This is a genomic window from Pseudomonas arsenicoxydans, assembly GCF_006438915.1.
GTDB classification, from domain to species: Bacteria; Pseudomonadota; Gammaproteobacteria; order Pseudomonadales; family Pseudomonadaceae; genus Aquipseudomonas; species Aquipseudomonas arsenicoxydans_A.
Map to the genome: position 1 here is coordinate 1 of NZ_RCZE01000018.1, position 24,893 is coordinate 24,893.

The following is a 24,893-nucleotide window of genomic DNA, read 5'->3' on the forward strand; positions in this document are numbered from 1 at the left end:
GTCGCGCGATGTACATGGCCTGTTGGGTGGTGATCCGGCGACAGCCTGAGTTCAAGGCTCGGTATCAAGCATTACGCCAGAAAGGTAAATGCGCCAAAGTAGCGCTGATCGCCTGCATGCGAGTGTTGTTGATACGGCTGAATGCCATGATTCGAGAGAAAACTGAGTGGCGAGAACAGGCAGCCTAAACAGGCTGCGTGTTTTGTAAGGAATTTGCATGGCCTGGAGCCGTGGGAGTTCAGCTGTCTTCCGATAAGCCTTAAAAATAAAGTCATCAAGACAGTTGCTCCCACATTGGTACGGTGTTGTGTCGGAGTTTTGTGCTCGGCATCGGGCCGCGAGCACATTGAGCTATCATTGCGTCTTTCCCATTCAAAGATTGATTGCCATGACTGCCCAAGCCGACACCTTGCTCAACACCCTCGAACACTGCGACATGGTGGAAATCGACGGGTTGCACGCATTCGAATTCTCCCTCGATGAAGACGACAACTTGCACATCGAATGCATCGACGGTCGTGTATCCAAGCATTGGGAATTCACCCCGGCCGAAGTTGAGGCTGCGACCTTCGATCCAGACTTGCAAAGCTGGCTGATCACCGGCAGTTCCGGAGAACACCGGTTGGTGTGCCTGACCGCATTCGGCGGTGGTGACGACGAGGACGACGAGCATGAGGGTGCGTAAGATCTGGCCTCTGTTGATGGCTGGCAGTATCGGCGCGATGGGCGTTCAGACCGCCTCGGCCGAGGACTATCAGCTGCTGGTGGGTTCCTACACGGCAGGTCAGAGCCAGGGCATTTATCGCCTGAACTTCGACAGCTCAACCGGGCAGATCAACCCCAAGCCACTGCAAGTGATCAAGAGTGAAAACCCGTCCTGGCTGACCCTGTCCAAGGATCAGCATCGGCTGTTCGTGGTCAACGAAAACGGTCCGGGGCAGAAAGATCCGGTCGGGCGCGTCAGCAGTTATGCGATCGATCCCAAAACCCATGCCCTGAGCCTGATCAATCAGGCGCAGAGCCTGGGCAACGAGCCGACTCATTCGAGCCTCAGCGGCGATGGCAGTCATCTGTTCATCAGCAACTATTCGGTGGCGCAAGATCCGGGCGGCACCCTTGCGGTGTTGCCGGTGGGCGTGGACGGAAAACTCAACACCGTGGTGCAGATGAGCAGTCATCCGTCGAGTCGGGTCAATCCCGAGCGGCAGATGTCGGCGCACGTGCATTCGACGATCTCTTCGCCGGACGGTCGTTACGTGTTCTCCAATGACCTGGGCGCCGACAAGGTTTTTGTCTATCGTTTCGACCCCAAGGCCAACCCGGACCTGCCATTGACGCCCGCCCAACCGGCTTCGGTGCAGCTGCCACCGGGCAGTGGGCCGCGTCATCTGCTGTTCAGCGCCGATGGCAAGCATGCCTGGCTGACCATGGAAATGAGTGCGCAGGTGGCCGTGTTCGATTACAACGACGGCAAACTGGAGCAAACGCAGCTGGTTGACCTCGCGGCGGGCCAGCCCGCGTCTGATAAGGCTGCGGCGGCGCTGCATGCCTCCGCGGATGGCAAATTTCTCTACGTCAGCAACCGTGGCACCGCCAATCAGTTACTGGTGTTTGCCATCGACCCGGCGACTGGCCAGCTCAAGGAACTGCAACGACGCTCCGTGGAAGGCGACCATCCGCGCGAATTCAGCCTCGACCCCAGTGGCCAATTCGTGTTGATTGCCAACCAGAAGAGCAACCAGATTATCGTCGTCGAACGCGATGCCAAGACCGGTCTGCTGGGTAAAACCGTGCAAAAGCTGCCGATGGACGCGCCGAGCGATCTCAAGTTCATGCTGCGTCAATAGGCCGCAGGCCCCGGTACAAGGGGCCTGCATCCTTCTATTAATGATGCTGATATCTGCTAATGCTACAAAGCATTTCAAGACGCGGACCCTCGAAGGTAAGTTTGCTTCACGGCCCCACCGGGCAAGCAAGCCAACTGAATCCGAGGAATACCGCCATGAACTTCAATCTCTTCTCTGTAATCGCCGCTTCCGCCATCTCCGCCAGCGTCGCTCTGCCAGCCAGTGCCAACGTTGAAATCAGCGAGAAAAAATCCCACGCCCAGAGCTACACCCAGAAATACCTGCAACAGAGCGCCAACTTCTACGCCGCTCTGGATCACAAAACCCAAGCCTGAGCTTCAATCCCTGCACCTTTTATGCAGGAGCGAAGTCACTTGCGTCGATCAAGCTGAAAAGCGTTGAGAAACCTGAGTGATGTCGCTCCTGCATAACGCGTTTACGAAAGCATCATATTGCCATCAACTCCCGAGTTGATATCACATGGCCACGGGTCTAGATTTGACGCTGAGTTTTTGACTCCTTCCTATTAACAAGGATCGACAGCATGGCGATGCGTCTGGCAGTGGTTCTTCTTTTTCTGTATTCCACCCCCATTCTTTCGGACGCCCAGCCCGTTCCAGACGAGCCGGACGCGGCCCGCGAGCGCATGATGAGTTTTATCAACGACTGAAATAGACTGGCTTAATGATCAACCAAGCTGATGGTCACTATGGATAACCCTGAGTGGTTACCACGGCTTTTTTGATTGATTCTGTGGGCATCGAAACATGCCCACGGAGAACACCATGGCCAGCTCAATCCTCACTTCTGCCAAACACGGCGCCTACCTGGCCATCGGTCTTTACGTCGCAATGGTGCTGGTGGTCAGCCTTTCAGCTCAATCGCAACACACCGTAGACGCACCGATTCAGGTCGCCTATCCCGCCATCCAGTTCGAACACCGCGCTCAAGACAGCGTGGTCGATCACGCAGAATTGGCGGGAGTGCTCGGGGCATGAAAGGGCGCAAACTCTGGGTAATCGCTTTTCTGGCATTCATCACCAACGGCTCTTCGTTACTGGGTATCGGGCAGGCTTCGGCGGGTTCCGTGGCTCGGTCGATAGAGGCCAATCACAACCTTTCACGCAATATTGAAACGCAGAAGGCGATGGGGCTGTTGGCGGGCAATCCACCGATCAAGCGCCAGGTCGACTTCTTCGGGCGGTTCCAGGTGGATTGCTCGGTGTTGCGGATGTGTGAAGTGTTTACCTGATCCAACTGCCAACACGATCCATTGTGGCGAGGGAGCTTGCTCCCGCTGGGTTGCGAAGCAGCCCCCTGCAATCCTTCTGAACCACCCAATTGTCTGGATTTACGACTGCTGCGCAGCCGAGCGGGAGCAAGCTCCCTCGCCACGGGTTATGGGGTGTTCTCACTTTTGCATCACACCGCTGAACAGCTCTGACTCCAGAAACCGCTGTAACCAGTGCTGCAAACGCGCATAAGGCGTCTGCGCAAACCACTCGCGATCGACATGGGCGAACTGCCGTACGAACGGCATCAACGCTACGTCCGCCAGGCTTGGATGTTCGGCCAGCAAGTAAGCGCTTCCCTCCAGCCATTCATCAAGTTGACGCAAAAACACCTCACCTTGCGCCCGATAAACCTCCATCGGCTGCTCGGGGTAGCGTTCGGCGTACTTGTAGCGATTCAAATGCACCTTGAACACTTGGTCATTCGCTTCGATCAGAGCGGCGATCTGCGCCTGTCCGGCGGGATCATCCTTGAGCAACCAGTCTTGCGGATCGTTTTGCGCCAACGCCCAGTGCATGATCGCGAGGCTTTCATCAATCACCCAGCCATCAGCGTTCAGCACCGGCACCGTGCCTTTACTGGACAGCGCGAGCATCTCGGCAGGTTTGGCCTTGAGGCTGACCTCGACGATATCAACCGCAACCCCGCAATAGCGCAGGGCCATGCGAGCACGCATGGCGTACGGGCAGCGGCGGAAGGAATACAGCGTATTCATTTCACCTCCAAGGTACTCAGGCCGTTGCCCTGGCGATGAACCTGAATCTGCACCGGAATCCGTTCATGCATTTCCTGCACGTGGGAAATCACCGCGACTTTGCGACCCTGAGCCTGCAAGCCATCGAGGGCGTCCATGGCCAGTTGCAGGGATTCCGGATCGAGGCTGCCGAAGCCTTCGTCGATGAACAGCGATTCGATTTTCAACGTGCTCGAGGCCATCGACGCCAGGCCCAAGGCCAACGCCAGCGACACCAGGAACGTCTCGCCGCCTGACAACGAATGCACGGAGCGCAGTTCATCACCCATCTCGGTGTCCATCACCAACAATCCAAGCATGCTGCCGCCGCGCTTCAACCGATAACGGCGCACCAATTGGCGCAACTGCACGTTGGCGTGATGCACCAGCAGGTCGAGGTTGTACGCCTGGGCGATCTTGCGGAAGGTATCGCCGGTGGCCGAGCCGATCAGGGCACTCAATCGCGCCCAGCGCTGATACTCGGTGTAGGCATCGGCGATCTGCTGTGCCAGCGCCTGATTGGCGTTTTGCCGGCGCTGATCCTCGGCCTGTTCGGCGCGCAGTTCGGCGCAGCGATGTTCGCTGGCGGCAAACAGGTTTTGCAGTTCGCCGAGCGCGATGACCAGTTGTTCAGCGTCGAGATTGCCGTTGTGCTGCGCCTGATGGCTGAGCAGGCGCTTGTCGCGTTCCTGCACCAAGACCTTGGCCTGTTCGATGGCTTTTTCGCTGTGCTGCAATTGCTGGCGCAGTTCGCTGACCTGTTGGTCGTCGACGCTCAGCAGCGCTTCCAGACCACCGTCATCCAGTTCCGGATGCAGCGCGCGCCAATCGGCGATCTTGCTGTTCAACTCGCGGTCTTCGGCTTCGAGTGCCTGCGAGCGCTCCTGCAAGGCCTTGAGTTCGGCCGCCAGTTGCACCAGGCGCGTGCGCACGGTTTGCAGTTCTTGATTGGCGGTCGATTCTGCGGTGCGTGCCTGTTCGACCGCTTGATCGAGTTGCTGCTGCCATTGCTCGGCACTGGCGTGTGCGCCCAGCAATTGCGTCAGGGTCTGCTGACAGGCTTGCTGTTGCGCGGCAAGGGAATCGAAGTGCTGCCGGGCAGCTTCCAGTTGCTGAAGGCGCGTCTGCTGGCGGTCCTGTTCTTTCTCCAGCGTCTGCTGGCGTTGCAGTTGTTCGCTGAGTTCATCGCGTTGCTGGTCGAGCTGCTCAATACGTTGAGCAATCTGCCGGTCGAGTTGCATGAACGTCGCGGCAGGTTCGTTGCGTAACGCCTCCAGCGTGTCGGTCGGGAGCAGGGTGCTGAATGCGGTCAGTTCTTCATCCAGACGTTGGCGATCGCTACTCAACTCGCGTTGCTGAGTGCTCAAGTGCTGCGCCGCTTGCTGGCTCGCCGTTTCGGCACTGCGCAGTTGTTGCTGAAGGCGTGCGGCGTCCTGTTGCAAGGTGAGCAGGGCGGTTTGCCGTTGTTCGTCCTGGCTGATGCTCTGGTTCAATTGATTGTTTTGCTGGGCCAGCCAGGCATCGCGCTTGTTCGCGTCCTGGGCAAGCAATTGCGCCGACAACGGGTGGGCTTCCAGACTTGGCGTCAGGGCTTGTTGCTGGGTAGCGAGCTGCTCTTGCTGTTGTATCAGCTCTTTCTGCTGAGCGATCAGTCCACCGACTTCCCCGCGCAAATCAGTGAGTTTTTCCTTCAGCTGGTCGACGGCTTTCTGCGCGTTGGCCTGTTCGCTTTGATCATGGCGACCGAGGCTTTGCAGCAGCGCTTCCGGCTGATGATAGGGATGGTCGGGGCTGCCACAAACCGGGCACGGCTGATCGTCCTGCAACTGCTCACGCAGTTCTTCGACGCTGGCGCTGCGGGCCAGACGCTGACGCTCCAGCAGTTCGCGGGTGACGGTCAGGGTCTGTTCGGCGACCGTCAGTTCGTTCTTGGTTTTTACCCCGTCCTGGGTCAGTCGATCCCGTTCCTGCTGAGCGGTTGACAGGCGTTGTTGAAGCTCCGCGCCACGGCTGTCCAGCTCTCGCTGTTGGGTCCATAGGCGTGTCAGCTCTTCGAAAGCGCGCAGTTGCTTGCGGTTGTCCTGCAACAGATTGCCGAGCAACTGGATCTGTTCAGCCACGGCTTCGGGCTCGGCGCCCGCCTCTTTGTAGAGCACTTCCAGCTGCTGCTTTTGCGCGGCGAATTCTTCCGCTGCGCGTGTGGCGCTGAGTTCCAGGGCGGCCATTTCGGCTTGGCCCTTGTTCAAGCGATTGCCAATCAACATCAGCTGTTGCAGGCGATCGCGATAGGCATTCCATGCCTCGCTGAGTGGCGCCAGAGCGGCGTTTTGTTCAAGCTCCCCGGCGATGCGTTGCAGGCGTTCGCCGACGAGTCTCTGCTGGTCCAGCAAACCTTGAATCGTGCTCTGACCCTGTGTGCAGGCCAGTTCGGCTTGCTGCTTGAGATCGGCGCTGAGGCTCGTGTCCTTGACCAGGCGGGCGTGGGTGCTTTGTGCTTCGAAAGCCTGGCGCAGCAACGGCGCACTGTGGGTGTGCTGATGTTGCGCTTCGGACAGCGCGGTGTGGGCACTGCTCAGGCTCTGTTCGAGTAGCGTCTGGCGCTCGGTCAGTTGCTGTTGCTGTTGCGTGTGCAGCTGAATCTGCGCGGCCAGCGGTGTGAGCTGGGCGGTGAGTTCGGTTTTGCGGGCGAATTGGTGCCGTTGTGGGGCCAACTGCTCCAGGCGCGTCAGTTTCAGGCGTTCACCGACCTGACTTTCCCAGTGCTGCTGCGCGCCGGTCAATTGCTCAGTGGCGCTCAGTTGCTCGTCCTGCAACTGGCGCAGGTCTTTGAGCCAGGTGTGTTGGAGCTCAAGCTGCTTGAGCTGCGCCTGCTGCGTCTTCAGTTGTTGCTGCGCTTCATTGAAGCGCTCATCCAGCTCGGCACGGGCTTCAGGCGCCAGCGGGGTTACGCCAGTGGCCTGGTCCTGCAACAGCTTGTGCGCTTCACGCGCCTCTTTGGTCTTGTCGAAGGCGCGGCGACCGAGCTGGGTGTACAGCGCGGTGTCGGTGAGTTTTTCCAGCAGTTCGCTGCGTTCGTTATCGTTGGCCTTGAGGAAGGCACTGAATTCGCTCTGGGCAAGCAATACGGCGCGGGTGAACTGCTCGAAGTTCAGACCCAATACGGATTCGAGCTGGGTTTTGAACTCTACTTTCTGGCTCGCCAGCAGTTGATCCTGATCGATATCGCGCAAGCTTTGGCGACTGGCTTGCAGCTTGCCGCCGGCTTTTTCCCGGGCGCGATTGGCTTCCCAGCGCGCGCGGTAACGACGGCCGTCGATACCGACGAAATCCACTTCGGCGTAGCCTTCGCCGGTGCCACGACGCAGCAATGTGCGCGGGTCGCCGGTGCTGATTTCGCCATCGGCATCCGGCGCTTTCGCCGAGACTTGGGCATTGCTCAGGCGCGGCACGGCGCCAAACAGCGCAAGGCACAAGGCATCGAGCAAGGTGCTTTTGCCGGCGCCGGTCGGCCCGGTGATCGCGAACAAACCGGCACTGGCCAAAGGTTCAGCGGTGAAGTCGATCTCAAATGGGCCGGCCAGGGAGGCGAGGTTTTTCAGGCGGATCGCGAGAATTTTCATGGCTGTTCGCTCTCCATCTGCACGTCTTGCAGCAACTCGGCAAAGTCCTTCAGCGTTTGCTCATCGACCTCGCTGCCGTAGCTGTCCTGCCAGGCGCGACTGAACAATTCCTGAGGCGTGAGCTGGTCCAGTTCGACCAGCGTGGTGCCGTCGTCGACGCTGTCACGGCTACCGTTGCCGGCGTATTCAGCGGCGATGCGCACCAGACGTACGGCTTTGCCTTGCAGGGCGGTTTCAACCTGATGACGCAGATCGGGTTGCGGCTCGTCGAGGCGCACGCGGACTTCCAGCCACGGTTGGCGCTGGATGTCAGCGAGCAAATCGATGTTGGGCAGGTCCGCCAGTTGCAAGAGGAGCTCTGTCAGCGGCGCCGGGCCGATGCGTTGCAGGTTCACCGCCCGTGGAATCAGTTTCGGTTCGACCCTGATCAGGGTTTCGCCGTCGAGAGTGACGTCGAGAATCTGGTGCTGATAACCGATCTCGGAGAACGACAGCGGTATCGGCGAGCCACTGTAGCGAATGCGTTCTTCGCCGTTGACCTTCTGCGGCTTGTGCAAATGACCGAGGGCGACGTAACTGATGGTGGGACCGAACAGGCTGGCGGGCAGGGCTTCGGCGTTGCCGATGATCAGGCTGCGCTCGGAATCTTCGGACACCGAACCGCCGGCCATGTGCGCGTGGCTGATGGCGATCAGCGCTTGGCCGGGGGTGCGCTTGGCGTTGGCCGCTTCGATCAGCCATTCGTGAACCTGGCCAATCCCGCGCAAATAATTGTCGCCCAACTGCGCGCCGGTGACTTCGGCAGGGCGCAGGAACGGCAGCGCCAGGCACCAGGCGGCAGTTTTGCCACTGGCATCGGGCAGGGGCAATAACAGGCGTTCAGCATCCAGTTGACCGTCATCCAGCCACAACACGCGGCCGAGCGCGTGGGTGCGCAAGCGGCGCATTAATGGTGCGGGCAGCTCGATCCGCGAGCCGGAATCGTGGTTACCAGCGATCATCACAATGGTCAGCAATGGCTGCTGCTCGTGGGCGCTGACGATGAAGTCGTAAAGGCGCTCCTGGGCTTTGACCGGTGGGTTGACCGTGTCGAAGATATCGCCGGCGATCAGCAGCACATCGGGCTGGTCCAGCTTCAGCTGGCGCAACAGCCACTCGAGAAAACAGGCGTGCTCGAAATCGCGTTCCTGGCCGTGCAGATTCTGTCCAAGGTGCCAGTCGGAGGTGTGGAACAGACGCAAGGCGGACTCCGTTGTAAATAAGGTGATGGCCGCGTGAGGAATGAGGGCGGCTAAAGGGGAGGGAGTTTACTGGCAAAAAAAGCGTGGCGCGCGGTGGATGTGATCAAACCGCGGACCTGTGGCGAGGGAGCTTGCTCCCGCTGGGCTGCGAAGCGGCCCTAAAACCAGGCACCCGTTTCTTCAGATGCGCCACGTCAGCCGGTTTACGACTGCTGCGCAGCCGAGCGGGAGCAAGCTCCCTCGCCACAAAAGCCCGGTCACTTCAGGAGGGGGGGTTATTTGGGGTATAGGGGAGGGAGGCCGCTATCACCCACCGGGTCCTGAACCCGCTCGGCAATCGGAATCGCCTTGATCGCGCGCCACAGTTCTTCGCCTTGCCAGTACTGGCCGGTTTCGCTGTAGAGCGCGCCGTTCAAGCCGTCCAGCGCATCGGACAAGGGCACGAAGCGGGCGGCCATGTCGGCCAGGGTTTCCGGTTGTTGCCGCGCCCAGGCGTCGAGCGCCTGGCGGGTGGCGTGTGAGTCGTTCGCCAGGCAGGCGCGCTTGAGGTCGTCGAGAACGGTGCGCGGGCTCGGGCCGGTCTGCGTTGCCCGCATGATCGCCGGTTGCCAGCGCGCACGCCACCAGAGGCCGAAGCCCAGCAGGGTGGTGCAGGTCAGGATCAGCGTGCTGAGTTTCCAGCGCCACAGGGTGTCGCTGTCCGCGGCGGAACCGACCTGAGGCATTCCGGCCGGTGTATCGACCTGCATGCTCGGGTTATTGGCGACTTGCAGCGTGCGCGCCGGCAGGCTGCTGCGTTCCAGATGATCTTCGAAGGTATTCCACCAGACCACATCCACCGCCGGCAACTCGATGGCACCGCTACGCGCAGGCACCAAGGCTTCACGGTCTTCGCGACTGCCGATCAGGCCGCGTTCGCTGTTCTGGTTGCCCAGCACCGGTTGATCCGGATAGCGCCGCAAGCCATTGACGTCGGTGGCCGGCAGCGGCGGCAATTGCGAACTGGCCAGGCCTTCTGCCTTGAGGATCAGGCTGCGGGTCAGCGAGTCGCCGACCTGGGCGTGGTCCGGTTCCGGGTTCCAGCTTTCGCTCAGGGTTACGCTGCGGGCCGGCAACCAAGGCAGGTCGGTAGGGTAGGTGATGGGTTTGGCCTTGACCGTCAGCAACATTTGCGTGGAGCTGACGCGCATCAGCTTGCCGGATTTCGGCACCTGGGCGGCGGCGTCCTGCGCCGGCTGAGTATCGACGAGGGTCGCACTGAAGATCTGCGCCGGAATCGCCAATTCGCCGCTGTGTTGCGGATAAATCGCGTAGCGCATTTCGATCACGCCGTGGCGCAGACCATTGATGACTTTTTCATAGGTGCGCGAGTCGCCCAGTTGTTCGATGCGCGCATCGGGCACCTGCAACGGGGTCAGGCTGCTGTCGTCGTACAGCGACACGGAATGGTAGATGCGCAAGGTCAGGATCGCCTGGGCCTGCACGTACACACTGCTCTGGTCGAGGCTGGCGTCGATGAACACCGGGGCCAGTTTAGTCGCGGTGTCCTGGTTTTCGCTCTCGACCACTTGCAGCGTGATCGGCTGGCTCTGCGCTTCGCCCAGTTGCAACGGCGCAATGGTCACGCTGCCGTTTTCCTTGGGCAGCAAGGTAATGATCCAGCGCGTGGTCGCGCGGTTGTCGCCGCTGAGGGTGTTCAGCTGGTTGACCTGACGGGTGCCGCGCACTTCGAACAGCGGCTCCAACGGGCTCAGGTCCGGCTTGCCGAACTGGGTGACGTCGCCGGACTCAAGGGTCAGCTCGACCGTCTCGCCGGAGTTCAGGCGACTGCGGTCAACGCTGGCCACCAGCCCCGCTGCCTGGGCCTGAACGGCACAGCACAGAAGGGCAAGCATGAAGAGGGTGAAGCGGGTCATCGAGTTTTTCCCTGATCCTGATGTTGTTGCTGTTCGTACCAGAATTTGCGTCGGAGCAGTTCACCCGGATCATCCGGGATCTTGCGCAGCCATTGCTCCAATGCCTGAAGCTGTTCGCCTTCGATCGTGTCGCTGGTCGGGCGCGGCGGCGGCTTGGTGCTTTGCTCGTCGCCCAACTCGCTGCCCGGCACTTCATTGGCGCCCGGTTTCGGCGGCGAGGTGGCCTGTTGTTCGGCGTCCGGTGTGGTCTGTTGGACGTCGGTTTGCGGTTCGCCGTTGCTCGTCGGTTGCGTGGCGGCACCGGGCTGCGATTCTTGCGCAGCGGATTGAGCCTCGTTGTCATCGGAGGTCTCTGGCTCAACCGGCGGCGGGGTGTTTTTCTGCTTGAGAAGACTTTCCACCAACGCTTTGTTGGTCAGGGCCGGGCGCAAATCCGGTTGCAGTTCCAGTGCCTGTTCGTACGCATCCAACGCGGCTTCCAGCTCACCACCCTTGGCCAAGGCATTGCCTCGATTGTAGTGGGCGTGGGCGTCACTGCCCTGGGCAAACCGCTGGGCGGCGCCACTGTAGTCGCCGGCTTCATACAACGCCACGCCTTGCCATTGCGGGTCCTCAAAATACTGCGCAGCCCTGGCCGGATGGTCTTGCCTGAGCAGATGCAGGCCCCGTTGATCGGGGCGCAGCCACAAGTCTTCGAAGTCGAAGGCATAACTCGGTTGCGGCAGCGCCAACAGCAACGGCAGGCAGAACAACCAGCCGCGCCGCCCGGCGCACGCCGCCAGCAGCAACAGCGGCAGCAACAGCCAGTAACCCTGGTCGGCCCAGGTATCGAGGCGCAACATTTGCCCGTCATTGCGTAGCAGGCGTGGGCCATCCAGCAGGCCGAGTGCGCGCAGGTCGGCATCGTCCAGCTGCGCCTGGCGATAGCGTCCGCCGAGATCATGGGCAAAGGCTTTGAGGCTTGAGTTGTCCAGGCGCGGCACCAGAATCGCGCCCTCATTGTCCTTGAGGAAGCTACCGTCCTCCTGAGCCACCGGCGCACCTTCTGCGGTGCCGATGCCCAGCATCAAGAACTCCGTTGAGTGACCGTCCAGCGCCTTTTGGATGCCTTGGCGTTCCTGTTCGGTCAGGGTCGAGCCGATCAGCAGGATCCGGCCATCACCCAAAGCACCCTGACTCAGCAAAGCCAGGGCCTTGCTCACCGCAAGATCGGCGCGATGGCCGGCCTCGGGCATCAGCGACGGTTTCAGCGCATCGAGCAGGTTGCGGCTGGTCGACAGGTCATCCGACAGCGGCACCAGCGTGTGGGCGCTGCCGGCGTAGACGACGATGGCGGTCTGCGCGTCGCTGCGCCCCTCAAGCAGGTCGAGCAGCTTGCGCCGCGCCTGCTCCAGCCGGTTCGGCGCCACGTCGGTGGCGAGCATTTCCGGGGTCAGCTCAAGCACCACCACCAGCGGGTCGGCGGGTTTCTGACTGTTTTGTTCGACCCGCTGCCAACTCGGGCCGAGCAGCGCCAGCACAGTCAACACCCAGGCCAGGCCGAGCACGACCCACGGCAGTTTGCTGTCGCGGCCGTTACCGCCGCTGAGCAGCGCAGCGTGAAAGGCTGGCGGCAGAATCATCTGCCAGCGTCCAGCGCGTTTTTGTCGGTGCCAGAGTTGCCACAGCAGCCAGCCGAGTACGGGCAACAGCAACAGCCACCACGGGCGGAACCAGAAAGGCCAGAGCGCGCTCATCGGCGTCTCCGCACGCGCAGGCGTTTGAGGCGCTGGCGCCAATCCGGCAGGGGCGATTGCAAGAACAGGTTCTTGGTAAACAGGCGTTGCAACAGGTTATCCGGCCAGCGTTCGCGCACCACCAACAGCATGCTCAACAGCAGCGCCATGGCCAGCGGCCAGTGATACAACGCCTGTGCCGGACGGGCCTGGGTCGGTTGTTGCGTGACCGGCTCGAGTTTGTCGAGGGTGTCCTTGATGATCTGCAGTTCGTTGCCGTCGTGGGCGCGGAAGTACTGACCGCCGGTGGCTTCGGCGATGGCTTTCAGGGCCGGCTCATCGAGGTCCAGGCTCGGGTTGACGCCGAGGAAGCCCAGCGTGCCGCTTTCTTCCGGGTTGGCACCAATGCCGATGGGGTAGATCTTCACCCCTTCGTTGGCCGCCAGTCGCGCCGCCGTCAATGGGTCGATTTCGCCACCGTTGTTGGCGCCGTCAGTCACCAGAATTAACACACGGCTCTGTGCCGGACGCAGGCGCAGGCGCTTAAGGGCCAGGCCGATGGCATCGCCGATGGCAGTGTTCTTGCCGGCGATGCCGATCCGCGCTTCGTCGAGCCACACGCGCACGGTGTGCCGGTCGAAGGTCAGCGGCGCTTGCAGATAGGCCTGACTGCCGAACAGGATCAGGCCGACCCGATCACCATTGCGGCTTTCGAGGAAATCACCGAGCAAATGCTGCACCAGGCTCAAGCGGCTGACGTCCTCGCCCTGCCACTGCATGTCAGGGAAATCCATCGAACCGGACACGTCCACGGCCACCAGCAAGTCGCGGCCACTGGCGGCAATCGGCAGCGGTTCGCCGAGCCATTGCGGGCGCGCGGCGGCGATCAGCAGCAACAGCCACAGCAGCATGAACGGTGCCTGTTGGCGCCACGCTGGCAGATTCGCCCGGGCGCGGCGTCGGGCCAGGCCTTCGAGGTCATTGAGGAAGCTGACTTTGAGGGCCGGCTCGCCGCTGTCGGCCACTGGCAGCAAGACGCGCATCAGCCACGGCAAGGGCAGCAAGGCAAAGATCCACGGCCAGGCGAACTCAAACATGTTTGCGAATCCAGGTGTCGACGGCTTGGGTCAGGCCGGCGATGGCCTTGTCGTCGAGTTTGCATTCGGGTTTGTAGGCGCCTTCCACCAGCACCATCCAGCGCGTCAGGCCGGCAGCCGGGCAGCGGTTATCGAGAAAAGCCAGCCATTTGCGTCCGTTGAGGGTGTGGCTTTGGCTGTAGGGGTAGTGATTGCGGCACAGGCGTTTGAGCAAGCCATTGAGCTGTTGCAACCAGGCGCCCGCCGGTGCGCCGTCGTAGGGTTTGGGCATTTGCGCCAGTTCGGCCAGCGCGGCGAGGCGCACCGGGTCCAGCGGTTGTTCGGCGCGAACGATGGGACGTTTGCGCACGACCAAGTGGCGCATCCGCCACAGGCCAAATCCGATCAGCGGTAGCAATAACAGCAACAGCCACCAGCCCGGCGCGGGCGGCCAGAATTCGATGGGTGGCGGGGTAATGAGCGGCTGCAATTGATCGAGGCTGCTCATCGACCTTTCCCCGGTTTCTGTGGGTTCAGGAATTCGCGCAGTTGTTCGACCATTTCACTTTGGGTGCTCAACGGCATCAGCAACACACGCAGCTTCTGGGCGAGCAATTCCCAGCGGGCGATGCGCGCCTCGGCCTGCGCGCGATAAGTCTGGCGCAGGTCAAAATTCAGGGTGTCGAGTTCCAGTTGCGCACCGCGTTCGGCGAAACGCAGCAAACCGGCGGCGGGCAGGGCGTGATCCAGCGGATCGGAGAGGGGCAGCAGCAACAGGTCGCAATGGCGCGACAGCAGGCTCAACTGTTGTTCCGAACCTTCGGTCAGGGCGCGCTCGTCGCAGATCACGATCACCAGGCTACCGGGCCGCAAAACTTCCCGCGCCCGACGCAGGGCCAGGTTGAGGGAATCGCGGTTCTGCTCGGTTTCGGTGTGCAGCGATTGATTGACCCGCACCAGCCGGTTGAGCAATTGCAACAGGCTCTGTTTGCTGCGCCGCGGCTTGATTTCGTAATGCTCGTTGTCGCCGAACACCAACCCGCCGACCCGGTCGTTATGCCCCAGCGCGGCCCAGCCGATCAGGCTGGCGGCCTGGGCGGCGAGTACGGATTTGAACATCAGGCCCGAACCGAAAAACAACCGGCAACTTTGCTCGACCATGATGAAAATCGGCCGCTCGCGTTCTTCATGGAACAGTTTGGTGTGGGGCTCCTGGGTGCGCGCGGTCACGCGCCAGTCGATGGTGCGCACATCGTCGCCGGCCTGATACACCCGCACCTGATCGAAGTCGACACCACGCCCGCGAAATTTCGAATGGTGCAGGCCGATCAACGGGCTGCGCTGGCTCGGCGTGGAAAACAACTGCACTTCACGCACGCGATGGCGCATGTCGATCAGCTCGGCGAGGCTGACACGGATACCCGGTTCGGGCGGCAGTAGGGCGTTCATCGGGGTCAAGCGACGGCTACGACGTCGAGAATCCGCTGGACCACCCGGTCCTGGTCGATGCCAGCCGCTTCGGCTTCAAAGGACAGAATGATGCGATGGCGCAGCACGTCAAACAGCACCGCCTGGATGTCTTCCGGGCTGACGAAGTCGCGACCGGCCAGCCAGGCGTGAGCCCGGGCGCAACGGTCGAGGGCAATGGAACCGCGAGGGCTGGCGCCGTAGGCAATCCAGTCGGCCATTTCCGGATCGAACTTGCCCGGGTTACGCGTGGCCATGACCAGTTGTACGAGGTATTCCTCCACGGCGTCGGCCATGTACAAACCGAGGATTTCCTTACGCGCGGCAAAAATCGCCTGCTGGCTGACCCGGCGTTCCGGCTTGGTTTCGCCGTTCAGGGCTTCGCCACGGGCTTGCTGGAGGATCTTGCGTTCAACCGCGGCGTCCGGGAAACCGATTTTGACGTGCATCAGGAAGCGGTCGAGCTGGGCTTCGGGTAGCGGGTAGGTGCCTTCCTGCTCAATCGGGTTTTGCGTGGCCATCACCAGAAACAGCGGCGACAGCTCATAGGTGCTGCGCCCGACACTGACCTGACGCTCGGCCATGGCTTCGAGCAGCGCCGACTGAACCTTGGCCGGGGCGCGGTTGATTTCGTCCGCCAGCACCAGGTTGTGGAAGATCGGGCCTTGCTGGAAGACAAAGCTGCCGGTTTCCGGGCGATAGATTTCGGTGCCGGTGATGTCGGCCGGCAACAGGTCGGGGGTGAACTGGATGCGGTGGAACTGCGCTTCGATGCCTTCGGCAAGCTCTTTGATGGCCTTGGTCTTGGCCAGGCCCGGTGCGCCCTCGACCAGCATGTGGCCGTCAGCAAGCAAAGCGATGAGCAAGCGCTCGATGAGTTTTTCCTGGCCGAGAATCTGCGTTGAAAGAAAGGTTCGCAGCGCGAGCAGCGCTTCACGATGTTCCATCGATGACTGTTCCTGGAGAAGGTGGCCGAAGTCGTTCGAATAACGCTTGGGCTGGGGGCGTTACTTTAATCCATCGCGGGGGGCGGCGACTAACGGCATTTTGTGCAAAGTGCGGGAAATGGTTGGCGAAATTGTTTGAATTTTGTCCCTGCTGGAAAGTAGTGCCTTTCTTTCGGGCCCCTTCGCGAGCAAGCCCGCTCCCACATTCAACCGAGTTCTGTCATGAGAATGCGGTCGAATGTGGGAGCGGGCTTGCTCGCGAAGGCTTCCGTCCAAGCGCTGAGATCTAAAGCTGGCTTATATAAGTCCCGGTCCCTTCAAGAATATTTTTCAGCGTTTCCTCGACTTCCGCCAAATCCCCCGCCTCAGTGTTGTGAATGATTTCCAAAGAATCATCCCCATTCAACGCATCCGCATCCGCCGCCGCGATTTCGATCAGCAAACGGGTCGTGCTGAGAGTGACTTTCACGCCGTCCAGCGTCGAAGGCTCGCCGTCGAGGGTGATTTCCAGTTCGTCCTCGTCCGGGTAGCGGGTCATCAGGAACATGTCGCCCGCCTCGCTGTGGCAGCAGAGCATGGCCATGTTGTCTTCCTCGTCATCGCAAGGGTTCACAATCAAGAGGGCGGTGGTCATTTGCATGGGAAATTCCTGGCTCGACGAGCGTGGTGAAGACGCACAAAACGCAATTCTGCCAGCCCGACGGAATTTCTGCTCGGATGAGTGTCAGAGGAGGGGCGTGGACACTTGGAGTGTTACTGGTCATTTCTGGTACGCAGGTGCCGGAAAACCGGGGATAAAACGCCCGTTTTTGCCCACGGCTGCTAGTGTTGTTCGAGGCGTGTGCCGCCAGTTGCGTACCGATGACCGAATATGTCGCAGCACCGCAAGCACGGGCCTTGCCGCACTCGTTAAGCTGCGCAACGGATGAGCACCTGTAAAGACATTGCGCTGTTCGCAGCCCAGTCGGTTTTGCAGATGCCCATTCATGGAAGGTGAATGTGACCTGAGTGTCTCGTCCAGCTTCACCCACCTGTCCCCTGTTTCCTCTGCCCGAGAATCAGGAGCAGGGTGACGGATCGCCCCGAAAGGGGTTTTGCACGCGACGCTTCCATCAATAACAAGCCCAAGCGGAGTACCACAGATGGCGTTCTTCACCGCAGCCAGCAAAGCCGACTTCCAGCACCAACTGCAAGCGGCACTGGCACAGCACATCAGTGAACAGGCACTGCCACAAGTGGCGCTGTTCGCTGAACAATTCTTCGGCATCATTTCCCTGGACGAGCTGACCCAGCGTCGGTTGTCCGACCTCGCCGGCTGCACCCTTTCTGCGTGGCGCCTGCTTGAGCGCTTCGATCACGCGCAACCGCAAGTGCGCGTCTACAACCCCGACTACGAACGCCACGGCTGGCAGTCGACCCACACCGCGGTCGAAGTGCTGCACCACGACCTGCCATTCCTGGTGGACTCGGTGCGTACCGAGCTGAACCGTCGCGGCTACAGCATTCATACCCTGCAAACCACTGTGCTGAGCGTGCGTCGCGGCAGCAAGGGCGAGTTGCTGGAAATCCTGCCGAAAGGCACCCAGGGCGAAGGCATTCTTCAAGAATCGCTGATGTACCTGGAAATCGACCGTTGCGCCAACACCGCCGAGCTCAATGTCCTGAGCAAAGAGCTGGAGCAGGTGCTTGGTGAAGTCCGCGTCGCCGTCGCCGATTTCGAACCGATGAAAGCCAAGGTCCAGGAAATCCTCACCGGTCTGGACAACAGCCAGTACGCGGTCGACCCTGAAGAAAAAGGCGAAATCAAAAGCTTCCTGGAATGGCTGGTGGGCAACCACTTCACGTTCCTCGGCTACGAAGAATTCGTGGTGCGTGATGAAGCCGATGGCGGCCACATCGTCTACGACCAGGATTCCTTCCTCGGCCTGACCAAACTGCTGCGCACCGGCCTGACCTACGATGACCTGCGCATCGAAGACTACGCCGTCAACTACCTGCGCGAACCGACCTTGCTGTCGTTCGCCAAGGCTGCGCACCCAAGCCGTGTACACCGTCCGGCTTACCCGGACTACGTGTCGATCCGTGAAATCGATGCCGACGGCAACGTGATCAAGGAATGCCGTTTCATGGGCCTGTACACCTCCTCGGTGTATGGCGAGAGCGTGCGGGTCATCCCGTACATCCGCCGCAAGGTCGAAGAAATCGAACGCCGTTCCGGCTTCCAGGCCAAGGCTCACCTGGGCAAGGAACTGGCGCAGGTGGTCGAAGTTCTGCCGCGCGATGACCTGTTCCAGACGCCGGTCGACGAACTGTTCAGCACCGTGATGTCGATCGTGCAGATCCAGGAACGCAACAAGATTCGCGTGTTCCTGCGCAAAGACCCGTACGGCCGTTTCTGCTACTGCCTGGCCTACGTGCCACGTGACATCTACTCCACCGAAGTGCGCCAGAAGATCCAGCAAGTGCTGATGGATCGCCTGAAAGCCTCGGATTGCGAATTCTGGACGTTCTTCTCCGAGTCCGTGCTGGCCCGCGTGCAACTGATCCTGCGCGTCGATCCGAAGAACCGCCTCGACATCGACCCGGTTCTGCTGGAAAAAGAAGTGGTGCAAGCCTGCCGCAGTTGGCAGGACGACTACGCCAGCCTTGTGGTTGAAAGCTTCGGTGAAGCCCATGGCACCAACGTGCTGGCCGACTTCCCGAAAGGCTTTCCGGCCGGTTACCGCGAGCGTTTCGCGGCCCATTCGGCTGTGGTCGACATGCAACACCTGCTGAGCCTGAACGAAAAAAACCCACTGGTGATGAGCTTTTATCAGCCACTGGGCCAGGTGTCCGGCCAGCGCATGCTGCACTGCAAGCTGTATCACGCCGATACCCCGCTGGCGCTGTCCGACGTGTTGCCAATCCTGGAAAACCTCGGCCTGCGCGTACTGGGTGAATTTCCGTATCGCCTGCGCCACACCAATGGCCGCGAGTTCTGGATTCACGATTTCGCGTTCACCGCTGCCGAAGGCCTGGAACTCGACATTCAGCAACTCAACGACACGCTGCAGGACGCTTTCGTCCACATCGTGCGTGGCGATGCCGAGAACGATGCATTCAACCGTCTGGTGCTGACCGCCGGCCTGCCGTGGCGCGATGTCGCGCTGCTGCGTGCTTACGCTCGCTACATGAAGCAGATCCGTCTGGGCTTCGACCTGGGCTACATCGCCAGCACCCTGAACAACCACACCGACATCGCTCGCGAGTTGACCCGGTTGTTCAAGACCCGTTTCTACCTGGCGCGCAAGCTGTCCGGCGACGATCTGGAAGACAAGCAGCAACGCCTGGAACACGCGATCATCGCCGCTCTGGACGAAGTCCAGGTGCTGAACGAAGACCGCATCCTGCGTCGCTACCTGGACCTGATCAAGGCCACCCTGCGCACCAACTTCTATCAGACTGATGCGAACGGCAAGAACAAGTCGTACTTCAGCTTCAAGTTCAACCCGCACCAGATTCCAGAGCTGCCGAAGCCGGTACCGAAGTTCGAAATCTTCGTCTACTCGCCTCGCGTCGAAGGCGTGCACCTGCGCTTCGGCAACGTGGCGCGTGGCGGTCTGCGCTGGTCCGACCGTGAAGAAGACTACCGCACCGAAGTCCTGGGCCTGGTAAAAGCCCAGCAAGTGAAGAACTCGGTCATCGTGCCCGTGGGCGCGAAGGGCGGCTTCCTGCCGCGTCGCCTGCCACTGGGCGGCAACCGTGACGAGATCGCGGCCGAGGGCATCGCCTGCTACCGCATCTTCATTTCGGGCCTGTTGGACATCACCGACAACCTGAAGGACGGCGCACTGGTTCCGCCGGCCAACGTCGTGCGTCATGACGACGATGACCCGTACCTGGTCGTGGCAGCGGACAAGGGCACTGCGACCTTCTCCGACATCGCCAACGGCATCGCCATTGACTATGGCTTCTGGCTGGGTGACGCGTTCGCTTCCGGCGGTTCCGCCGGTTACGACCACAAGAAAATGGGCATCACCGCCAAGGGCGCATGGGTTGGCGTTCAACGTCACTTCCGCGAACGCGGCATCAATGTCCAGAAAGACAGCATCACCGTGGTCGGTGTCGGCGACATGGCCGGCGACGTATTCGGTAACGGCCTGTTGATGTCCGAGACGCTGCAACTGGTGGCTGCTTTCAACCACCTGCACATCTTCATCGACCCGAACCCGCAGCCGGCGAACAGCTTCGCCGAACGTCAGCGCCTGTTCGACCTGCCGCGTTCGGCCTGGTCGGATTACGACACCAGCATCATGTCCGAAGGCGGCGGGATCTTCTCCCGTAGCGCGAAAAGCATCGCGATTTCCCCGCAGATGAAAGAGCGCTTCGACATTCAGGCCGACAAGCTGACCCCGACCGAACTGCTCAATGCCTTGCTCAAGGCACCGGTAGACCTGTTGTGGAACGGCGGTATCGGTACTTACGTCAAAGCCAGCAGCGAAAGCCACGCCGATGTCGGCGACAAGGCCAACGATGCACTGCGCGTGAACGGCAACGAACTGCGCTGCAAAGTCGTGGGCGAGGGCGGTAACCTCGGGATGACCCAATTGGGTCGTGTCGAATTCGGTCTCAATGGCGGCGGTTCCAACACCGACTTCATCGACAACGCCGGTGGTGTGGACTGCTCCGACCACGAAGTCAACATCAAGATCCTGCTGAACGAAGTGGTTCAAGCGGGCGACATGACCGACAAGCAACGTAACCAGTTGCTGGCGAGCATGACCGACGAAGTCGGCAGCCTGGTGCTGGGCAACAACTACAAGCAGACTCAGGCATTGTCCCTGGCGGCGCGTCGTGCCTTGCCGCGTATCGCTGAATACAAGCGTCTGATGAACGATCTGGAAGGCCGCGGCAAGCTGGATCGCGCCATCGAGTTTCTGCCGAACGAGGAAGCGATCAACGAGCGCGTTGCAGAAGGCCACGGCCTGACTCGCGCCGAGCTGTCGGTGCTGATCTCCTACAGCAAGATCGACCTCAAGGAGGCGTTGCTCAACTCCCTGGTGCCGGATGACGACTACCTGACCCGCGACATGGAAACCGCTTTCCCGCCGACCCTGGTGAGCAAGTTCTCCGAAGCCATGCGCCGTCACCGTCTGAAGCGCGAAATCGTCAGCACCCAGATCGCCAACGACCTGGTCAACCACATGGGCATCACCTTCGTTCAACGACTCAAAGAGTCGACCGGCATGAGCCCGGCGAACGTGGCGGGTGCCTACGTGATCGTGCGTGACATTTTCCATCTCCCGCACTGGTTCCGTCAGATCGAAGCCCTGGACTACCAGGTTTCCGCTGACGTGCAACTGGAGCTGATGGACGAGCTGATGCGTCTGGGTCGCCGCGCTACGCGCTGGTTCCTGCGCAGCCGTCGTAACGAGCAGAACGCCGCTCGTGACGTCGCGCACTTCGGTCCACATCTGGCAGCGCTGGGCCTCAAGCTCGACGAACTGCTGGAAGGCCCGACCCGCGAAGGCTGGCAGACCCGCTATCAGGCTTACGTCGCCGCTGGCGTACCTGAGCTGCTGGCGCGCATGGTTGCAGGCACCACTCACCTGTACACCTTGCTGCCCATCATCGAAGCGTCGGACGTGACCGGCCAGAACGCAGCGGACGTCGCGAAGGCTTACTTCGCCGTCGGCAGCGGGCTGGACATCACCTGGTACCTGCAACAGATCAGCGCTCTGCCGGTTGAAAACAACTGGCAAGCCCTGGCCCGTGAAGCGTTCCGTGATGACGTCGACTGGCAGCAACGTGCGATCACCATCTCCGTCCTGCAACAGGGCGACGGCACTCAGGACGTGGAAACACGCCTGGCGCTGTGGATGGAATCGCACGAAGGCATGATCGAACGCTGGCGCGCCATGCTGGTGGAAATCCGTGCCGCCAGCGGCACGGACTACGCCATGTACGCGGTAGCCAACCGTGAGTTGCTGGACCTGGCATTGAGCGGGCAAGCGGTGGTGACTACCACGACTGTCGTCAGCGAAGAGTTGGAGCCGGCGGCCTGATCAGGCGCTGAATGAAAAAACCCCGCATGGAGACATGCGGGGTTTTTTTTTTTGCGTGCGCCAGGCATGGCGCGTTGCGCGAAGCGCAACCAGCTTGGCTGTGGTGGCCACGCTGGTGACTTGGAGGTGCAAGTCCTCTACACACCCGGCAAGGGGAAGTGTTAGCCAGAGGCAAGGGTGTCGCGGGTGACCGCGAATCTGAAGGAAGCCCGAGGCAAAATGCTGGCCTGACGAACAGGAAGCGGATTAGGCGGCGTAGTGGGGTAAGACGGCGCAAATCGTCAAAGCCCAATACTTGCACGGAACGCTACGACGTAGATCCGACAGGCATAAGCAGGAAGGTCGCGCGAATTACCCTGGGAGATCTGCCCCGTTTGCCATTGTGCTACCGAGCGTCGTGAGGCGACGGGATGAACGAGCAGAAGTCAGCTGAGGCCGTAGTAAGTGACGAATAACCACGTCACCAAGGGCTGAACAGATTATGCCGCCAATAGGCGTCAAAGTCTCGTTGAATACCGAAATGCAGAAATTTCTCCCAGAGAAGACTGTTACTCCGAGTCCCGGACAGAATCCGAGGATGACGGCTGACAGCGCACAGGTATCAGCGGCGTCTGTGACGTGGACGAACGCGGAGCCGAACACGCTGATGGCGCGGGTGCTTACACCGGCCAACCTCAAGCGTGCGTATCAACGCGTAGTCAGCAACAAGGGCGCACCGGGTGCCGATGGCATGACGGTCGACGAGTTGGCGGACTACGTGAAACAGTATTGGCCGATTCTCAAGACTCGGTTGCTGGCCGGCGAGTATCACCCGCAAGGTGTGCGCGCCGTCGACATCCCCAAACCCAAAGGCGGCACCCGACAGCTGGGTATTCCCTGCGTTGTGGATCGCCTGATCCAACAGGCTCTGCTGCAACAGCTCACGCCGATCTTCGACCCGCTGTTCTCGGATTACAGCTACGGTTTTCGTCCAGGTAGAAGCGCTCACCAAGCCATCGAAGCTGCCCGTGGCCATGTGGCGGCGGGTCACCGCTGGTGCGTGGAACTCGATCTGGAGAAATTCTTTGATCGGGTCAACCACGATGTATTGATGGCGTACATCGAGCGTCAAATCGAAGACAAGCGGGTGCTCACGCTGATCCGTCGTTATCTCGAAGCGGGAACGATGTCAGGTGGACTCGTCAGCCGACGGCAGGAAGGGACGCCGCAAGGCGGCCCACTCTCGCCGTTGCTGTCGAACATCCTGCTCAACGAACTCGACCGCGAGCTGGAGCGGCGGGGGCATCGCTTCGTGCGTTATGCCGATGATGCGAACATTTATGTGCGTAGTCGTCGCGCTGGCGAACGGGTGATGGCTGGTGTTGAACGTTTCCTGAGCCAGCGCCTGAAACTGACGTTGAACCGGGAAAAGAGCCGCGTGGCACGGCCTTGGGTCTGTGATTACTTGGGCTATGGGATGAGCTTGCATCGCCAGCCGAGGTTAAGAGTGGCGACGATGAGTCTGGGTCGCTTACGCGACCGACTCAGAGATCTGCAGCGTGGAGCGCGGGGTCGAAAGTTGTCAGATGTCATCGAGCAACTAAACCCTGTATTGCGTGGCTGGGCCGGTTACTTCAGGCTCAGTCAAAGCAAAGGCTCCCTTGAAAATCTTGATGGATGGGTGCGCCGAAAACTTCGTTGTGTCGTGTGGCGCCACTGGAAGCTGCCTTCTACGAGGGCTCGCAACTTGATGCGTGCAGGACTCAACGAAGCCCGGGCCTGTCACTCGGCCTTCAATGGCCGAGGCCCTTGGTGGAACTCTGGAGCATCCCATATGAATCGGGCACTGCCCAAGAAACAATGGGATGCGCTGGGCCTGGTCTCAATACTGGATACGATCAATCGGCTTAGTCGCATAGCCTGAACCGCCGTATACGGAACCGTACGTACGGTGGTGTGAGAGGACGGCGGATGTAAATCCGCCTCCTACTCGATCTGATGATTATGGGGTGTTTGTTCAGGCCCCTTCGCGAGCAAGCCCGCTCCCACATTGGAACGCATTTCAAATGTGGGAGCGGGCTTGCTCGCGAAGAGGCCTATAGCCTTAATACAACTTCCGGCCGGTATTATTATTCAGCATCGACACTTTATCTGTCGGACGGGTCAATAAATTACTGAGCGACTGGTCAAACTTTTGCAGCGCCCTGACTTGTACATCCTGTTGCTCGTTAATATCCGCCACTATCTCTGGGCTGGGTTTGAAGTCCGCCCATAGAGGCGTCAGTGTTTTCGCGTCATGCCCTTGTGCGGTGCCAATATAATTGAGATTAGAGTCGTAAAAGTCTGCACTGACATCCGCCGCTAAATCCGAACTGCGCGAGGTCATCAACTGGCTGCGGCTGTCGATAATCGCGACCACATCCGGTTTCGCCGCCTTGAGGCTTTGCATGTCCGGGTACACCGTGACCGAGCCGAACTGGCGTTGCAACGACGCGTTGACCCAATCCACGGCGAGGTCGGGTTTGGACGTGTTCACGAAAGCGTCATGAATCGAATGAACCAGCAGGCTCTGGCCGAAACCTGTGCCTGCATTGGCCTGGTAGTCCTGGAGGTAGGCGCGATTGGTTTGGGTGTTACGGCTGTAGACGATACCCAGCGAGACGTTATGGCCATTAGGAATGCTCGTGGCGTTGCTACGGCCAACAGGCGCGGTAAAGATGCCGTCCAGCGAAGAGACCGCACTGGGGGCGGTGGGTATCGAGCAGCCTGCTAAAACAACCGTTATCGTCAAGGTACTGACAAGCGCAAGTTTCATGGTGTTACTCCCGTGAAACAACTTGAAGTCGGAAAGTTTGAGTGCCGGTATTGCCCGGCGGTGATTCCAGACTAAACCTGTCTTCGCTGAATTAAATAACCAATAAGTGGGCTTATTGGCAGGCCAATAGTTTTATTTGGTTTAAACAGGGTCGGTTGATTGCGTCGAGAAATAAAAAGGCCCGAAATCGAAGTTCGGGC

Annotated in this window: 19 protein-coding genes and 1 pseudogene; 9 read left to right on the forward strand and 11 right to left on the reverse strand. The window is 60.4% G+C overall.

Annotated elements, in window-relative coordinates; translation table 11 throughout:
* The 7 genes and pseudogenes from EAH78_RS32500 to EAH78_RS28875 all read left to right on the forward strand — a co-directional run.
* Positions 1-188: pseudogene (locus tag EAH78_RS32500) on the forward strand (IS110 family transposase); the annotation flags it as partial.
* Positions 189-388: 200 nt separating this feature from the next.
* Positions 389-685, forward strand: a complete 297-nt coding sequence (locus EAH78_RS28855; RefSeq protein WP_140671321.1) for a DUF5629 family protein — start codon at positions 389-391, stop codon at positions 683-685.
* Positions 672-1,847 (forward strand): lactonase family protein, encoded by a 1,176-nt coding sequence (locus EAH78_RS28860; protein WP_140671324.1) that lies wholly within the window; start codon positions 672-674, stop codon positions 1,845-1,847. Before EAH78_RS28855 ends, EAH78_RS28860 begins: the two co-directional genes overlap by 14 nt.
* Before the next feature lie 155 nt (positions 1,848-2,002).
* A complete protein-coding gene (locus tag EAH78_RS28865) occupies positions 2,003-2,182 on the forward strand; it encodes a hypothetical protein (protein ID WP_140671326.1) in 180 nt (59 codons plus the stop codon).
* A gap of 209 nt (positions 2,183-2,391) precedes the next feature.
* Positions 2,392-2,517, forward strand: coding sequence for a hypothetical protein (locus tag EAH78_RS33090; protein ID WP_275671759.1), 126 nt, complete (start codon positions 2,392-2,394; stop codon positions 2,515-2,517).
* Positions 2,518-2,632: 115 nt separating this feature from the next.
* Complete coding sequence (locus EAH78_RS28870) at positions 2,633-2,845, forward strand: hypothetical protein (RefSeq protein WP_140671328.1); 213 nt, start codon at positions 2,633-2,635, stop codon at positions 2,843-2,845.
* Positions 2,842-3,099 carry a hypothetical protein gene (locus EAH78_RS28875; RefSeq protein WP_140671331.1) on the forward strand — a complete coding sequence of 86 codons (258 nt, stop codon included), beginning with the start codon at positions 2,842-2,844 and terminating at the stop codon, positions 3,097-3,099. Before EAH78_RS28870 ends, EAH78_RS28875 begins: the two co-directional genes overlap by 4 nt.
* 159 nt (positions 3,100-3,258) lie before the next feature.
* Here the strand turns inward: EAH78_RS28875 and EAH78_RS28880 are convergent, their stop codons facing one another.
* The 10 genes from EAH78_RS28880 to EAH78_RS28925 form a co-directional block, all read right to left on the reverse strand.
* Complete coding sequence (locus EAH78_RS28880) at positions 3,259-3,855, reverse strand: glutathione S-transferase (protein ID WP_140671333.1); 597 nt, start codon at positions 3,853-3,855, stop codon at positions 3,259-3,261.
* Positions 3,852-7,493 carry an AAA family ATPase gene (locus EAH78_RS28885; RefSeq protein WP_140671336.1) on the reverse strand — a complete coding sequence of 1,214 codons (3,642 nt, stop codon included), beginning with the start codon at positions 7,491-7,493 and terminating at the stop codon, positions 3,852-3,854. The genes EAH78_RS28880 and EAH78_RS28885 overlap by 4 nt, the downstream gene beginning before the upstream one ends.
* Entirely contained in the window at positions 7,490-8,734 is a 1,245-nt protein-coding gene (locus EAH78_RS28890) for an exonuclease SbcCD subunit D C-terminal domain-containing protein (RefSeq protein WP_140671338.1), read from the reverse strand. The genes EAH78_RS28885 and EAH78_RS28890 overlap by 4 nt, the downstream gene beginning before the upstream one ends.
* Positions 8,735-9,009: 275 nt before the next feature.
* Entirely contained in the window at positions 9,010-10,650 is a 1,641-nt protein-coding gene (locus EAH78_RS28895; protein ID WP_140671340.1) for a BatD family protein, read from the reverse strand.
* On the reverse strand, positions 10,647-12,386 hold the full coding sequence (locus EAH78_RS28900) for a VWA domain-containing protein (protein WP_140671342.1): 1,740 nt from the start codon (positions 12,384-12,386) through the stop codon (positions 10,647-10,649). The genes EAH78_RS28895 and EAH78_RS28900 overlap by 4 nt, the downstream gene beginning before the upstream one ends.
* Entirely contained in the window at positions 12,383-13,462 is a 1,080-nt protein-coding gene (locus tag EAH78_RS28905) for a vWA domain-containing protein (RefSeq protein ID WP_140671344.1), read from the reverse strand. The genes EAH78_RS28900 and EAH78_RS28905 overlap by 4 nt, the downstream gene beginning before the upstream one ends.
* The gene (locus EAH78_RS28910) at positions 13,455-13,949 is read right to left on the reverse strand and encodes a DUF4381 domain-containing protein (protein ID WP_123436198.1); all 495 of its coding nucleotides are present in this window, start codon (positions 13,947-13,949) and stop codon (positions 13,455-13,457) included. The genes EAH78_RS28905 and EAH78_RS28910 overlap by 8 nt, the downstream gene beginning before the upstream one ends.
* Complete coding sequence (locus EAH78_RS28915; protein ID WP_027923425.1) at positions 13,946-14,890, reverse strand: DUF58 domain-containing protein; 945 nt, start codon at positions 14,888-14,890, stop codon at positions 13,946-13,948. Before EAH78_RS28915 ends, EAH78_RS28910 begins: the two co-directional genes overlap by 4 nt.
* A gap of 5 nt (positions 14,891-14,895) precedes the next feature.
* Positions 14,896-15,855 (reverse strand): AAA family ATPase, encoded by a 960-nt coding sequence (locus EAH78_RS28920; RefSeq protein ID WP_027923426.1) that lies wholly within the window; start codon positions 15,853-15,855, stop codon positions 14,896-14,898.
* 286 nt (positions 15,856-16,141) lie between these two features.
* Positions 16,142-16,495, reverse strand: coding sequence for a hypothetical protein (locus EAH78_RS28925; RefSeq protein WP_140671346.1), 354 nt, complete (start codon positions 16,493-16,495; stop codon positions 16,142-16,144).
* A gap of 502 nt (positions 16,496-16,997) precedes the next feature.
* Here EAH78_RS28925 and EAH78_RS28930 point away from each other — a divergent pair.
* Together EAH78_RS28930 and ltrA are read left to right on the forward strand one after the other, a co-directional pair.
* Positions 16,998-21,899, forward strand: a complete 4,902-nt coding sequence (locus tag EAH78_RS28930) for an NAD-glutamate dehydrogenase (RefSeq protein WP_140671348.1) — start codon at positions 16,998-17,000, stop codon at positions 21,897-21,899.
* Between the two features lie 481 nt (positions 21,900-22,380).
* On the forward strand, positions 22,381-23,802 hold the full coding sequence (ltrA, locus tag EAH78_RS28935) for a group II intron reverse transcriptase/maturase (RefSeq protein WP_140671350.1): 1,422 nt from the start codon (positions 22,381-22,383) through the stop codon (positions 23,800-23,802).
* Positions 23,803-23,982: 180 nt separating this feature from the next.
* Here ltrA and EAH78_RS28940 read toward each other — a convergent pair whose 3' ends face one another.
* Positions 23,983-24,693 carry an ATPase gene (locus EAH78_RS28940; RefSeq protein ID WP_140671353.1) on the reverse strand — a complete coding sequence of 237 codons (711 nt, stop codon included), beginning with the start codon at positions 24,691-24,693 and terminating at the stop codon, positions 23,983-23,985.
* Positions 24,694-24,893: the final 200 nt, after the last annotated feature.